The organism is Marinobacterium sp. MBR-109 (assembly GCF_040547565.1).
Classification (GTDB): domain Bacteria; phylum Pseudomonadota; class Gammaproteobacteria; order Pseudomonadales; family Balneatricaceae; genus Marinobacterium.
In genome coordinates, this window is record NZ_JBEPPZ010000003.1 from 291805 (window position 1) to 306005 (window position 14201).

7 protein-coding genes are annotated in these 14201 nt (G+C 58.0%); 3 read left to right on the top strand and 4 right to left on the bottom strand.

Features of this window, described 5'->3' with window-relative positions; all coding sequences use genetic code 11:
* Positions 1-13 precede the first annotated feature (13 nt).
* From ABIE60_RS06300 to ABIE60_RS06310, 3 genes are all read left to right on the top strand, one after another.
* On the top strand, positions 14-1498 hold the full coding sequence (locus ABIE60_RS06300) for an SPOR domain-containing protein (RefSeq protein ID WP_354468589.1): 1485 nt from the start codon (positions 14-16) through the stop codon (positions 1496-1498).
* Positions 1499-1732: 234 nt separating this feature from the next.
* Positions 1733-6187, top strand: coding sequence for a glutamate synthase large subunit (gene gltB / locus ABIE60_RS06305; RefSeq protein WP_354468590.1), 4455 nt, complete (start codon positions 1733-1735; stop codon positions 6185-6187).
* A 61-nt stretch (positions 6188-6248) separates the two neighbouring features.
* The gene (locus ABIE60_RS06310) at positions 6249-7682 is read left to right on the top strand and encodes a glutamate synthase small subunit GltD family protein (protein ID WP_354468591.1); all 1434 of its coding nucleotides are present in this window, start codon (positions 6249-6251) and stop codon (positions 7680-7682) included.
* Positions 7683-7797: 115 nt separating this feature from the next.
* Here ABIE60_RS06310 and putP read toward each other — a convergent pair whose 3' ends face one another.
* The 4 genes from putP to ABIE60_RS06330 form a co-directional block, all read right to left on the bottom strand.
* The gene (putP, locus tag ABIE60_RS06315) at positions 7798-9288 is read right to left on the bottom strand and encodes a sodium/proline symporter PutP (RefSeq protein ID WP_354468592.1); all 1491 of its coding nucleotides are present in this window, start codon (positions 9286-9288) and stop codon (positions 7798-7800) included.
* Positions 9289-9421: 133 nt separating this feature from the next.
* Positions 9422-10123: an aldehyde dehydrogenase family protein gene (locus ABIE60_RS06320; protein ID WP_354468593.1), complete on the bottom strand. Its 702-nt coding sequence runs from the start codon at positions 10121-10123 to the stop codon at positions 9422-9424.
* Positions 10123-13257 carry a bifunctional proline dehydrogenase/L-glutamate gamma-semialdehyde dehydrogenase PutA gene (gene putA / locus ABIE60_RS06325; protein WP_354468594.1) on the bottom strand — a complete coding sequence of 1045 codons (3135 nt, stop codon included), beginning with the start codon at positions 13255-13257 and terminating at the stop codon, positions 10123-10125. Before putA ends, ABIE60_RS06320 begins: the two co-directional genes overlap by 1 nt.
* A 140-nt stretch (positions 13258-13397) precedes the next feature.
* The gene (locus ABIE60_RS06330; protein ID WP_354468595.1) at positions 13398-14198 is read right to left on the bottom strand and encodes an AraC family transcriptional regulator; all 801 of its coding nucleotides are present in this window, start codon (positions 14196-14198) and stop codon (positions 13398-13400) included.
* Positions 14199-14201 lie beyond the last annotated feature (3 nt).

Here is a 14201-nt window from a genome sequence, read left to right on the forward strand (position 1 = left end):
AGGACAGGACGTCATGAGTATCCCGACCCATTATTACGAACCGGAATCTCGCCTGCAGCAGAGGGATAAGCTGCAACATCTGGTGCGCTTCTCTGATTTTGTCATGCTGATTATTGGTGAAACAGGTGTCGGCAAGTCGGCCTTGCTGGAACAGCTTGTGCCTGATGACAATGGGAGTTTGGGTCGCGCTGTCAGGCTGCGGCTTGATGAAACAACTGATGTAACAAATTTGCTGCTTCAGCTGACGCAGGCGCTCGATTTTGAGCCGGCGGCTGACAACCGGCAGCGCCTGAAGCAGATGCACATATTGGCCAGGCAGCTGCGTGAAGATGGCCTGCCGTTGATTCTTCTGATTGATGATGCCGATTTTCTGACCAATAACGCGCTTGAACTGCTGGTGAATTTCGCCACGTTCGAAAAGGGCGTGCCGCCACGAGTCTTGCTGACTGGAACTGCCGAGTTTGAAGAGCGCTTCCGCGGACTTGGCTTGGCTGAGCAGCTGGAAAGCCATCTGCATGTTGAAAGGCTTGACCCATTTATGCCGGATGAATCGGCCGATTTTGTAGAGTCTTTGTTGCCTGACGGCATTGAGTTGAGCAAGCGGCAGTTGGCGGCGCTGGTTGAGCGTTCACAGGGGTATCCCGGGCGGTTACGTGATCAGGTGATCGAACTCTTGCGCAGCGGCCGTTTAAAGTCCTCAGGTAGCAGTCGATTACCTTTGCCACCCAAGCATATTAGTGCTGCCATTCTGGTGCTTCTGCTGGTGTTTGGTATTGCACTATGGCAGTACCTGCCGGATGAAGACGCAGCCCCGGTAGTGGCTGAAAGAATTACGTTGCCTTTGTCGGTGAGGCCGGAGCCTGCGCTGCGAATTGAGACTGTTCAGGATTCACCCGCAGTATCAGCGCAAGCATCTGAGGTCACAGAGGCAGAAGCAGAGGTTGAACCTGAAAACCGGGTTGTGGCCAGTGATACAGAGTCGAACTCTGTTGACGTCAGTACCGCCCCCGGTGAGCCGGCTGTATCCGAGCCTCCAGTACTGGCAGAACCTGAAGTTGAACCCAAGCCAGAGCCCAAACCGGAACCCAAACCGGAACCCAAACCAGAGCCCAAACCAGAGCCCAAACCAGAGCCCAAACCGGAGCCCAAACCGGAGCCCAAACCCCAGACTGCTGCTGAGGCAGGGGGTGTGGCGCAGCAATGGCTGAGGGAAGAGGAGCTGCTTGGCTGGCCGGAGCAGGGCTACACCCTTCAGGTCATGGGTGCGCGTTCAGAAACCAGCGTCAGAGACTTTATTCAGGCGCAGGAGCAGCCCCAGCGGTTCTATTATTTCCAGACGGTTTTCAAGGGGGCTCCCTGGCATGTGGTCGTGTATGGTCAGTATGCTGACCGGGCGGCGGCAACCAATGCGGTGGCCGGTTTGCCGGAATCACTGCGTAGACTTCGCCCCTGGGCACGATCAATCGCCGGCGTAAAAGCCGATATCCGTAAAAAATAATTTTGCAGCAAGGGGTTGTATCATGGCCTCAATTATGAATGCACCAACATAGTGCATATATCGCAACTATTTTTGCCTTATTGCACCATTGTGGTGCAATATTGACAACAATTCTCTTGAGTCCGACCTCTTCCATAGGTAGAATTGCTTCCCCTTTTTGCCCACAATTTGATCAGCGGGAGAAAGGAAGTTAGATAACTTCTTGATTTAAAAGAGTTTTAGTGAGGTCGGCGTATGAATAAAGGTCTTTATCGCCACGGGGAGTTCAAGGATAACTGTGGTTTCGGCCTGATGGCCCATATGCAGGGTCAGGCCAGCCATGATCTGTTGGACAAGGCGATCCAGGCACTGGCGTGCATGACACACCGCGGAGGTATTGCTGCTGATGGCAAGACCGGGGACGGCTGTGGATTGCTGATGCAGAAACCAGACGGTTTCCTGCGGACCGTTGCTGCCGAAGAGCTGGGCGTCGAGCTGGGCGAACACTATGCAGTGGGGATGGTATTTCTGTCTCCCGAGGCGCAGCAGGCGTCTGTAGCTCGCGAGCAGCTTGGCTCAGCGCTGCAGGCCGAAGGGTTGCAAGTGTTGAGCTGGAGACAAGTCCCCACCAATGACAGCTGTCTTGGTCCCATCGCTAAAGATACCCTACCCCAGATCGAACAAGTCTTTATTCATCCCAACGGCAAAAGCCCGCGTGAATTCGCAATCAGTCTTTTTACTGCCCGTCGCAAGGCTGAAATTGCGCTTTCCGATGACCCTGATTTTTATATCTGCAGTCTGTCCGACAAGGTGCTTTCCTATAAAGGGCTGATGATGCCGGTGGATCTGCCGGTGTTCTATCAGGACTTGAACGACCCGCGCCTTGAAACGGCCATCTGTACCTATCACCAGCGTTTCTCGACCAACACCGCGCCACGCTGGCCGCTGGCGCAGCCGTTCCGGTTCCTGGCACACAACGGTGAGATCAATACCATTGATGGTAACCGTAACTGGGCCCGTGCGCGCCGCACCAAATTCTCGACCGAAATGCTGCCCAATATTGAAGAGCTGCAGCCGATCGTCAACACCACGGGCTCCGACTCGTCCAGCATGGACAACATGCTGGAGTTTCTGCTGGTTGGGGGTATGGATCTGTACCGTGCCGTGCGCATGATTGTTCCGCCGGCCTGGCAGAATGTTGAAACCATGGACTCCGACCTGCGGGCCTTCTACGACTTCCACTCCATGCACATGGAGCCTTGGGACGGTCCGGCCGGTATGGTCATGACCGACGGTCGCTATGCGGTGTGCATGCTCGATCGCAACGGTCTGCGTCCGTCACGCTGGGTCACGACTCGCGATGGCTACATCTGCACGGCATCTGAAATCGGCGTGTTCGACTACAAGCCGGAAGATATCGTGGCACAGGGCCGTGTCGGGCCGGGTCAGATCCTGTCGATTGATACCCAGACCGGTGAAGTGCTGCACACCAAGGATGTGGATAACAAGCTCAAGTCCGCCCAGCCCTACAAGCAGTGGCTGAAGGACAATGCGATTCGCCTGGAACAGACCATGAGCTTCCAGGAGGAGTCGCAGTCGTTCCGCGAAATGTCGCCGGAAGAAACCAAGCAGCACATGAAGATGTATCAGGTCACCTTTGAAGAGCGTGATCAGATACTGCGTCCGCTGGGTGAGACCGGGATGGAAGCGGTTGGCTCCATGGGCGACGACAAGCCGATGGCAGTGCTGTCCAGCCGTATTCGTTCACCTTATGACTACTTCCGTCAGCAATTTGCTCAGGTAACCAACCCGCCGATCGACCCTCTGCGTGAGGCGATCGTGATGTCGCTGGAAACCTGTATCGGTGCCGAGCAGAACGTATTCGAGGAAACGCCTGAGCATGCGCGTCGCCTGATTTTGACGACGCCGGTTCTGTCCGCGAGCAAGTTCCAGTTCATGCGCAAGTGCCAGCTGGATGGCTTCGACTCGCTTGATCTGGATCTGCAGTATGATCCCGAGATCGGGCTTGAGCAGGCGCTGCGTGATCTGTGTGCCAAGGCCGAGGATGCCGCTCGCAATGGCGTGACGCTGCTGGTACTGACCGACGCCTACCTGCAGCGCGGCCAGCTGCCGATTCATGCCGCGATGGCAACCGGCGCAGTGCATCACCACCTGGTCGAAAAGGGCCTGCGTTGCGAAACCAACCTGATTGTTGAGACCGGCACCGCACGTGATCCGCATCACTTTGCCGTACTGTTCGGTTTCGGTGCGACGGCGGTATATCCGTACCTGGCCTACCGCGTGCTGAACGATCTCTGTCGCACCGGTGAGCTGCCGCTGGAGCCGCTGCAGGCACATGAGAACTACCGCAAGGGCATTAACAAGGGCCTGTTGAAGATCCTGTCCAAGATGGGCATCTCCACCATCGCTTCCTACCGTGGCGCTCAGCTGTTTGAAGCTGTTGGCCTGTCCAGCGAAGTGGTCGATCTCTGTTTCCGTGGTGTGTGCAGCCGAATTGAAGGCGCCCGCTTCACGCATTTCCAGCAGGAGCAGTCTTTGCTGGCGCAGGAAGCCTGGAGTGCCCGCAAGCCGATTCAGCAGGGTGGTCTGCTCAAGTATGTCCATGGTGCCGAGTACCACGCCTACAACCCGGATGTGGTCAAAACCATCCATGAAGCGGTTACCACGGGTGACAAGCATGCTTACGCACGTTACGCCGAACTGGTGAATCAGCGTGGTGTTGCGACCCTGCGTGATCTGCTGGGCCTGAAGAAAGGCCTGAAGCCCATCCCGCTGGATCAGGTTGAGCCGGTCGAGAATATCTTCACGCGCTTTGACAGTGCAGCCATGTCGCTTGGTGCGCTGTCGCCGGAAGCGCATGAAGCGCTGGCAGTGGCGATGAACGAGCTGGGCGGTCGCTCCAACTCCGGTGAAGGTGGTGAAGACCCTGCCCGTCACGGTACCAACAAGCGTTCCAAGATCAAGCAGGTCGCATCCGGCCGTTTCGGTGTTACGCCGGAATATCTGATGAGCGCCGACGTGATGCAGATCAAGGTGGCCCAGGGTGCCAAGCCAGGTGAGGGTGGCCAGTTGCCGGGTGGCAAGGTGAATGCCTTGATCGCGCGCTTGCGCTACTCCGTGCCGGGCGTGACACTGATTTCACCACCTCCGCACCATGATATCTACTCGATCGAGGATCTGGCGCAGCTGATTTTCGATCTGAAGCAGATCAATCCAGAAGGGCTGGTTTCCGTCAAGCTGGTCTCCCGTCCGGGTGTGGGCACCATCGCCTGCGGTGTGGCCAAGGCCTATGCGGATCTGATCACCATCTCCGGTTATGACGGCGGTACGGCGGCATCTCCGCTGACCTCCATCCACTATGCGGGCTCTCCCTGGGAGCTGGGTCTGGCCGATGCACATCAGGCACTGCGTGCCAACCACCTGCGTGGCAAGATTCGTCTGCAGACAGACGGTGGTCTGAAAACCGGCCTGGACGTAATCAAGGCCGCTATTCTGGGTGCGGAGAGCTTCGGTTTCGGTACCATGCCGATGGTCGCGCTGGGCTGTAAATATCTGCGTATCTGTCATTTGAACAACTGCGCGACCGGTGTTGCCACTCAGCGCAAGGACCTGCGGGACGAGCACTTCCGTGGCACCGTCGAGATGGTGAAAAACTTCTTCCGCTTTGTGGCTGAAGAGACTCGCCAGCTGATGGCTCAGGTAGGTGTGCGCAGCTTTGATGAACTGATCGGCCGTGTAGACCTGCTGGAAATTCTGCCGGGTGTGACCGACAAGCAGAATCATCTGGATCTGGAGCCCATCATCGGCACTGCCGGTGTACCGGCAGAGTATCCGCACACCTGTCAGCAGGCGCGTAACGAGCCCTATGATCCGGGTAGCCTGAACACCCACATGCTGGAGCTGGCGCAGCAGGCGATCGAGAGCAAGTCTGGTGGTGAGTGGACACTTGAGATCACCAACTGCGACCGCTCGGTAGGCGCGCGCACCTCTGGCCTGATTGCCCGTCATCACAGCAATCTGGGTATGGAAGACAAACCGGTCGTATTCCGCTTCCGCGGTCATGCCGGCCAGTCCTTTGGTGTCTGGAACGCGGGTGGTCAGCACCTGCTGCTGGAAGGCGATGCCAACGACTATGTCGGCAAGGGTATGGCCGGTGGCAAGGTGGTGGTACGTCCGTTTGCTGAAGCCACGTTCAAGTCCCAGGATACCGCCATTCTCGGCAACACCTGCCTGTATGGCGCAACGGGCGGCAAGCTGTTCGCGGCCGGCCGTGCCGGTGAGCGTTTCGGTGTGCGTAACTCCGGTTGCCATGCCGTAATTGAAGGCGCCGGTGATCACTGCTGTGAGTACATGACCGGGGGTATGGTGACGGTGCTGGGCGAGACCGGTTACAACTTCGGTGCCGGTATGACCGGTGGCTTTGCGTATGTACTGGACCGCGACAACACCTTTGTCGACAAGTACAACCATGAGCTGGTGGATATCCACCGCATTGCGACCGAGCAGATGGAGTCCTACAAGAACCACCTGCGCTCGGTGATTGAGGAGTTCACGGCCGAAACCGGCAGTGCCTGGGGTCAGGAGATTCTGGATAACTTCTATGACTATTGCGGCAAGTTCTGGCTGGTCAAGCCCAAGGCTGCAAGTCTGAATGATCTTCTGAACACAGTGCGTGTGCGTCCCGAGTAAGCACAGAGAAAGACTAACTGCGGTACCTGCCCCTGCGGCAGGTATCGGACGAGGTGGTAAAATGACTGACCGTCTGAAGAACGATTTTCAGTTTATTGACGTTGGCCGTCAGGGGCCGGAAAAAGTGCCGGCCAATATTCGCAAACAGCAGTTTGCAGAAATTTATGAGCCGTTCCAGCCCAAGGATGCATCCTCCCAGGCACACCGCTGCCTGGAATGTGGCAATCCCTACTGTGAATGGAAGTGCCCGGTGCACAACTTTATCCCCAACTGGCTCAAACTGGTGACCGAGGGGAATATCATGGAAGCGGTGGAGCTGAGTCATCAGACCAACTCGCTGCCGGAAGTGTGTGGCCGTGTATGTCCGCAGGACCGCCTGTGTGAAGGTGCCTGTACGCTGAATGACGGTTTTGGCGCCGTCACCATCGGCTCGGTTGAGAAGTACATCACCGACACCGCGTTCGCCATGGGCTGGAAGCCTGACATGTCCAATGTCGAGTGGACCGACAAGAAGGTTGCCGTGATCGGTGCCGGCCCTGCCGGTATCGGCTGTGCCGACGTTCTGGTACGTAACGGCGTTAAGCCGGTGGTGTTCGATCGCTACCCCGAGATCGGCGGCCTGCTGACCTTCGGCATCCCGGAGTTCAAGCTCGAAAAAAGCGTCATGAGCCGTCGCCGCCAGATCTTTGAAGAGATGGGCGTCGAGTTCCGCCTCAACACCGAGGTGGGCAAGGATGTAACCATGCAGCAGCTGATGGACGAGTACGATGCTGTGTTCATGGGTATGGGTACCTACACCTACATGAAAGGCGGCTTCCCCGGAGAAGAGCTGGACGGTGTGTATGATGCACTGCCGTTCCTGATCTCCAACGTGAATCACTGCCTCGGTTATGAGCAGGACCCGTCTGAATACATCAGCGTCAAGGGTCAGAAGGTGGTTGTGCTGGGTGGCGGTGATACCGCCATGGACTGTAACCGTACCTCCATCCGTCAGGGTGCCGAGTCGGTCATCTGTGCCTACCGTCGTGACGAAGAGAACATGCCGGGCTCCAAGCGTGAGGTGGAAAACGCCCGCGAAGAGGGTGTGCAGTTCATGTTCAACCGTCAGCCGGTGGAAGTGGTTGGCGAGAACGGCAAGGTAACCGGTGTTAAGCTGGTGACCACCCGCATGGGTGAGCCGGACGAAAATGGCCGTCGCCGTGCTGAAATTGTGCCCGGCTCTGAAGAGGTTCTGCCGGTTGATACTGTCTTGGTAGCGTTTGGTTTCCGTCCAAGCCCTGCGCCCTGGTTTGCAGACTTTGATATCGAGCTGCATGAAGACGGCCGTATCAAGACAGTGGCTCAGCCGCAGGGAGTGGGTCGCTTCGCGTTTCAGACCAGCAATGCCAAGGTGTTCGCCGGTGGTGACATGGTCCGGGGCTCTGACCTGGTGGTGACCGCAATTGATGAAGGCCGCAAGGCCGCTGAAGGTATTCTGGACTTCCTCGAAGTCTGATTGCCTGGCTTGCCACTCGTTGTCGGGTGGTCAGTGCATAAAAAACCGGATGCTGTGATGGCATCCGGTTTTTTAATGGGCGTCTAAAGCCCCTTGGATGAGGGGGCTCGAATTGTTACAGGTTTTTCAGCATCCGCTGGTGCTGGGCCTGGATCTCTTCGTCAGGCTGGCTGCCCAGTTTCGATACAACAAAGATCGCAACCGTGGCGAACACGATGCCCGGTACAATCTCGTACATGTCGAACAGGCCGCCGCTGAGCTGTTTCCATACAACAACGGTTACAGCACCGATCACGATACCGGCCAATGCGCCGTTCCGGGTCATGTTCTTCCAGTACAGGCTGATCAGCAGTGCAGGGCCGAAGGCTGCACCAAAACCTGCCCATGCATAGGAAACCAGTCCAAGCACAGTGCTGTCTGGATCGAAGGCGAGCATCATGGCAACAAACGACAGGCCGATTACCGCAAGACGGCCGACCATGACGATCTCTTTCTGTGAGGCGTTCTTGCGCAGCAACTGCTTGTAAAAGTCTTCAGCCAGTGCTGAAGAGGACACCAGCAGCTGAGAGTCAGCGGTACTCATGATCGCGGCCAGAATGGCAGCCAGCAGGATGCCGGCGATGATCGGATGGAAGATGGCGTTCACCAGCAGCATGAAAATGGTCTCGCCGTCTTGCAGTACACCGCCGAGCTCGGCTTCAACATAGACCATGCCTGCCAGACCGACCAGAATTGCACCGGCCATAGAGAGACCCGTCCAGCCCACGGCGATGCGGCGAGCTGTATTGATGTCCTTGTTGCTTCGACAGGCCGCGAAACGGGCGAGGATGTGGGGCTGACCAAAATAGCCCAGGCCCCAGGCAGCCAGCGAGATGATTGCAATAAAGCCGAGTGCTTCCCCATCGGTACCGCTGAACAGTGTCAGCAGATCAGGGTTGCGTGCTTCAACGGCACTCCACATGGCGCCAAAGCCGCCATCCGCCTGAATCACCGCGATGGGGACAATCAGCAATGCAGCTGCCATCAAGAGGCCTTGCACCAGGTCGGTCCAGGATACCGCCAGAAAGCCGCCGAACAGGGTGTAGGAGACAATACAGATGGTGCCGACGATCAACGCTGTGCTGTACTCAAGCCCGAATACGGTCTCGAACAGTTTGCCGCCGGCGACCAGGCCTGAACTGGTATAGAACAGGAAAAACAGCAGTACAAAAAAGGCGGATATGATCTGAATCAGGCGGGTGTTGTCACAGAAGCGATTGGCGAAGTATTCGGGTAATGTCAGGGCGTCACCCGCTTCGATGCTGTAGGTGCGCAGGCGCTGTGCGGTAAAGCGCCAGTTGGCCCAGGTTCCAAGCAGCAAGCCGCCCGCAAGCCAAAGTGACTCAAGCCCTGAAGTGAAGGCATAGCCGGGAAGCCCCAACAGCAGCCAGCCACTCATGTCGGAAGCGCCAGCAGAAAGTGCCGCCGGCCAGGGCCCGAGAGAGCGCCCGCCGAGGAAGTAGTCGGATGAACTCGCTGTGCGGCGATAGGCATAAAGGCCAATCCCCAGCATCAGGATAAGATAGACGATAAAGGTGCCGTAAACGGCATAGCTGCTTTCAATCATGCAAAAAGCCTCTCTGCAATCCCCCGGTGGGGGTTCTGTTATTTGCGCCACTCCCGTGCCGGTGGTTCAGAGAAGCCGGGAGTGGTCAGTTAGCTCCACATCCGGTGCCGCATGCACCTCAGTGGATTATACGTCACACGGCGCTGCTCCCCAGTTCGAGCAGGGTAGCGTTGCCGCCGACAGCGGTGGTGTTAATGGTCCGGGTTTTCTCCGTGACCAGTCGCAACAGGAAATCAGGGCTCACAAGCTGGGGGCAGTTGACGGTATCGGTTTCCGCCACCAGTTGAATCAACACACCGTCCTGAGCAGCCAGAGTGCGGTTGAGGGTTCTGGTCTGTTCAGGCGTTCCGCTGCTGATCACCAGTCGGAGGTCTGGCGTTTGCAGCAGATCCTCGGAAGAGGTCGTTTCGCTGAGCATCAATGCGCCCTTGGGCACACCGGCCTGGTGACAGGCATCCACGAGGGCGCTTGACCACTCGGCCTGTTCGGGCCAGTGCAGGGCTACGGCGTTACCGCAGGCCAGTGCTGCGAGCAACTGGCAGGTGATCAGGGAGTGTGTGCTCTGCTGGTTACCCAATACAAGCACTACACCGCGCCCGGTGAGGTACAGTTCATTGGATTCGCCGGTCGGTCCCGGCAGGGCGATAACAGGCTCCAAAGCCGCGGCATCCTGCAGTAATTGCCGAGCCAGACGAGCGGTGGCAGCCGCTTCGGCATGGGCCGGCAGCTGGTCCAGGACCGGTTCCAGCAGTCGGCAGCGGTCGGCAAAGCCACGGCGGTTCCATGCTTCCCAGATGGCGGTTGCCTGAATATCCAGTGTATCAGTGGTGTGCATCATTCTTCCTCCGCCTTGGGCGTGGCTGCCGTAGCCAGTTGAGTAAAGCGTAGCAAATAGTGCGGGCCACCGGCCTTTGGACCCGTACCGGACAGACCTTGCCCGCCGAACGGCTGTACGCCGACGGTGGCGCCGACCTGGTTGCGGTTGATGTAGGTATTGCCAACGCGCGCACGTGACTCGATATGTGCTGCGGTGCCTTCGTTACGACTGTGAATGCCGAGCGTGAGACCATAGCCGCAGTGGTTGATTTGATCGATCAGCCTGTCCAGGTCGCGGGCCTTATAGCGCACTAGGTGCATGATCGGACCGAATTGCTCGCGGCCCAGTCGTTCGATGGAGTCGATCTCAAAGGCAGTGGGCGGTACGAAGGTGCCCTGATCCGCGTCTGCGTGCAGCGGCGTCTGAGCCAGCAGCTTGGCATGACTCTTCATCTGATCGATATAGCTCAGCAAACCCTGCTGTGCTTCGGTGTCAATGACAGGGCCGACATCCGTGCTGTGCAGGCAGGGGTTGCCGGTTTTCAGCTCGGCCATGGCACCCTGCAGCAGGTCGATGATGCGATCGGCGATATCGCTCTGTACACAGAGTACGCGCAGAGCCGAACAGCGCTGACCTGCCGATACGAAAGCGGACTGCACGGCATCCTTCACCACCTGTTCGGGCAATGACGTCGAGTCAATGATCATGGCGTTCTGACCGCCGGTTTCGGCAATCAGGGGAACCGGGTCAGCATCTCGTGCGGCCAGAGCGCGATTGATCAGGCGAGCGGTTTCGGTGGAGCCGGTAAAGGCGACGCCGGCAATGCGTGGATCGCTTGTCAGGGGGGCGCCGACGGTGGCGCCATCGCCGGGCAACAGTTGAATGGCGCTGCCGGGGATGCCGGCTTCCAGCATCAGCTCGATGGCGCGGCCGGCGATCAGACTGGTCTGTTCGGCGGGTTTGGCGATGACCGTGTTGCCGGCTGCCAGTGCGGCCGTAATCTGGCCGAGGAAAATGGCCAGCGGAAAGTTCCAGGGGCTGATACAGACAAACACACCCCGACCCTTGCGGATCATTCGGCAGTGACTGCCGTCTGCGAGGGTGCGCTCAAGCGGAGAGCTGAAGAGCTGGTCGGCCTGCAGGCTGTAATAGCGGCAGAAGTCCACCGCTTCGCGCACTTCATCAATCCCGTCCTGAATGGTTTTGCCCGCTTCCTGATGGCACAGTGCAACCAGCTCGGCCAGATGCTGTTCCAGTAGGTCACCCAGTCGCATCAGTGCCTGTGTGCGCACTCCTACCGGGGTTTGTTGCCATGATGGAGCGCCGTCCTGTGCGGCGGCAATCGCCTGTTCTACACAGGCGCTGTCGGCAAAGTGTACCTGGCCGGCGCTGATACGGTGATCATAGGGTGCCTTTACCTGAATTTCGGTGCCGGTCGTCAGGCGCTGGCCATTGATGATCGGCCCTCCCTGCCACTGGTGGTTGAGCCAGCGTTGAATGTCGGCACTGAACGGTTGCCATTCAGCCGCAATGTCAATGTTCGGGCCGCGCGAGTTCAGACGCTTGTCACCGTAGATATTGCGCGGCAGGGGGATGCGTGGGTTATGCAGTGGATCACGCTTGTTCAGGGTTTGCCAGGGATGCTCTACCAGATCGCTGATCGGGCAGCGTGCATCGACCAGTCGGTGTACGAATGAGCTGTTGGCACCGTTTTCCAACAGGCGACGCACCAGATAGGGCAGCAGATCCTTGTGATTGCCCACCGGGGCGTAGATGCGCACGGCAACACCGGCCTGTTCCAGTACGCGGTCGTACAGAGCATCACCCATGCCGTGCAGGCGCTGGAATTCGAACAGGTTGTGCTGTGCTTCGGTCATGATTGCGGCCACGGTATGCGCATTGTGACTGGCAAACTGTGGCCAGATCAGGCCCTTGACGTGGTCGCTGAGCAGAAAGCGGGCACAGGCCAGATAGGATACATCGGTGGCCTCCTTGCGGGTGTAGACCGGATAGCCATCCAGTCCTTTCTGCTGGCACAGCTTGATTTCAGAGTCCCAGTAGGCGCCCTTGACCAAGCGCAGCGGTATCAGATCTCCCTGCTGTTTTGCCAGTGCGGCCAGCCAGACGAGTACCGGCAGCGCACGCTTGGAGTAAGCCTGCACAACCAGTCCGAAGCCGCCCCAGCCCTGACAGTCAGAGTGCTGATACAGCTTCTGGAACAGTTCCAGTGACAGCTCAAGTCGGTCGGCCTCTTCGGCATCGATGGTGATCGCGACATCCAGTGCCCGTGCCTGACGAATCAGCTTAAGCACGGTCTCGAACAGTTGCTGCATGACCTGTTCTTCCTGGCCGGGCTCGTAGCGAGGGTGCAGGGCGGACAGTTTGATCGATACGCTGGGCTTGGGTCCCTTGGCCTTTTTGTCCTGATAGTTGCCGACAAAGTTTATGGCGTTGCTGTAATCGTTCAGGTATTTGGCTGCATCGGTACGCGTCAGTGCCGCTTCGCCGAGCATGTCGAAGGAGTAGGTATAGCCCTTTTGGCGAAAGTCGCTGCCGCGTTTCATGGCTTCATCGATATTGCGGCCGAGTACGAACTGATGGCCCATGATCTTCATCGCCTGCTGCATGACCTTTCGGATCAGAGGCTCGCCAAGGCGATTGACCAGACGGTTGATGACACCGGACGGTGTGCCGTCTTCGCGTTCGTCCAGGGTTACGACCTTGCCGGTCAGCAGCAGGCCCCAGGTGGAGGCGTTGACCAGTACGGAATCCGAGTGTTTAAGATGGCTTTTCCAGTCGGCCACACTGAGTTTGTCGCGGATCAGGGCGTCGGCCGTCTCGGCGTCAGGTACCCGCATCAGTGCTTCAGCCAGGCACATCAACAGGATCCCCTCGCGGGTGTCCAGGCTGTATTCCAGCAACAGGGCATCGATCATGTGGATGGCGCCATCATCCGCACGCACCTGCTCAATCAGGCGAGTGGCGGTGGCTTCGGTGCTGCTGATCTGATCGCGGGTGGGTTCTGCGAGTGGCATCAGCTCACGCAGCCATTGGCCCTCGTCGATGGCATAAAGCGGGGAAATCTGCGCCTGGAGCGTTTCCAGTGGCTGCTCGATGTATCCCGGATGCAGGGCATCAATCGCTTTGAACATAGACTTTTCCTCAACTCTTCTCCGCAGATGGCGGGCTGCAACACGCAGGCCGTATCGTCGGTCGCGGCCGTTCAAGAGGGCAGGATTGCCCACTCGAACTGCATTTAATAACAGGCTGTGCGGAGAGGTCTTGTCTGAATCTATGCTTGTTTTGCCAAATCCTCCGGCAGAGCCTGGCCGTGTTGGCGCCGATAATGCGCCGGTGAAATCTGGAAGCGCTGGCTAAATGCACGAGTCAACGCGCTCTGGCTGCAAAATCCGAAACGCCCTGCAAGTTGTGCAATGGGCGCCGAGGAGTTTTCCAGTGCGCTGCGCACAGCCCGCAGCCTGTACTCGCTGACGTATTCCTGTGGTGTGCGGCCGGTTTCAGTTTTGAAACGGGCAAAAAACTGGCTGCTGCTGAGGCAAAACAGGCCTGCCAGCTCAGCCACACTGATCCGTCTTTCGATGTGCAGCTCAAGGTAATCATCCAGCAGCTCAAGATTGAGTCGTCCGGCGGTGCCGCGTGTCTGTGGCAAGGGAAGGTATTCCAGCTGGCGCTGCAATGAACACAATAAGGTGTTGCTGCAGGCTTCAAGCAGCAGTGTGTCTTCGGGGCTGCTTTCTACCTCGCGACTGAGGGTGCGCAAGAGCAACTGCAACTGCGGTGGGCAGTTGAAATAGCGGGCACTGCGGAACAACTGCTCTACGCGCTCCTGTTGTTGGCGGTCTTCGCTGTATGCCGGCAGGTTAACCACCAGAATGCGGTTTTCGCCCAGACCACTGAAAACATGCTCGGTCGAGCAGGGTACGAGGCAACCATGGCCGATGCTGACTTCTCGGCTGTGCCCTACCAGCTCAAATGCCGTTTCGCCTTCAAGACCAAAAACCAGCTGGTGGTAATGATGGTCGTGCTGGTCTGCCGAACTGGGCAGGCTGATCAGTTGTGTTGATCGGTTCATGTG

What these genes read in the sequence shown, in the direction of transcription:
- ABIE60_RS06320 (WP_354468593.1), bottom strand. Translation starts at nt 10,123, where the DNA reads ATGCACACCACTGATACACTGGATATTCAGGCAACCGCCATCTGGGAA.
- putP (WP_354468592.1), bottom strand. Translation starts at nt 9,288, where the DNA reads ATGATTGAAAGCAGCTATGCCGTTTACGGCACCTTTATCGTCTATCTT.
- putA (WP_354468594.1), bottom strand. Translation starts at nt 13,257, where the DNA reads ATGTTCAAAGCGATTGATGCCCTGCATCCGGGATACATCGAGCAGCCA.
- ABIE60_RS06300 (WP_354468589.1), top strand. Translation starts at nt 14, where the DNA reads ATGAGTATCCCGACCCATTATTACGAACCGGAATCTCGCCTGCAGCAG.
- gltB (WP_354468590.1), top strand. Translation starts at nt 1,733, where the DNA reads ATGAATAAAGGTCTTTATCGCCACGGGGAGTTCAAGGATAACTGTGGT.
- ABIE60_RS06330 (WP_354468595.1), bottom strand. Translation starts at nt 14,198, where the DNA reads ATGAACCGATCAACACAACTGATCAGCCTGCCCAGTTCGGCAGACCAG.
- ABIE60_RS06310 (WP_354468591.1), top strand. Translation starts at nt 6,249, where the DNA reads ATGACTGACCGTCTGAAGAACGATTTTCAGTTTATTGACGTTGGCCGT.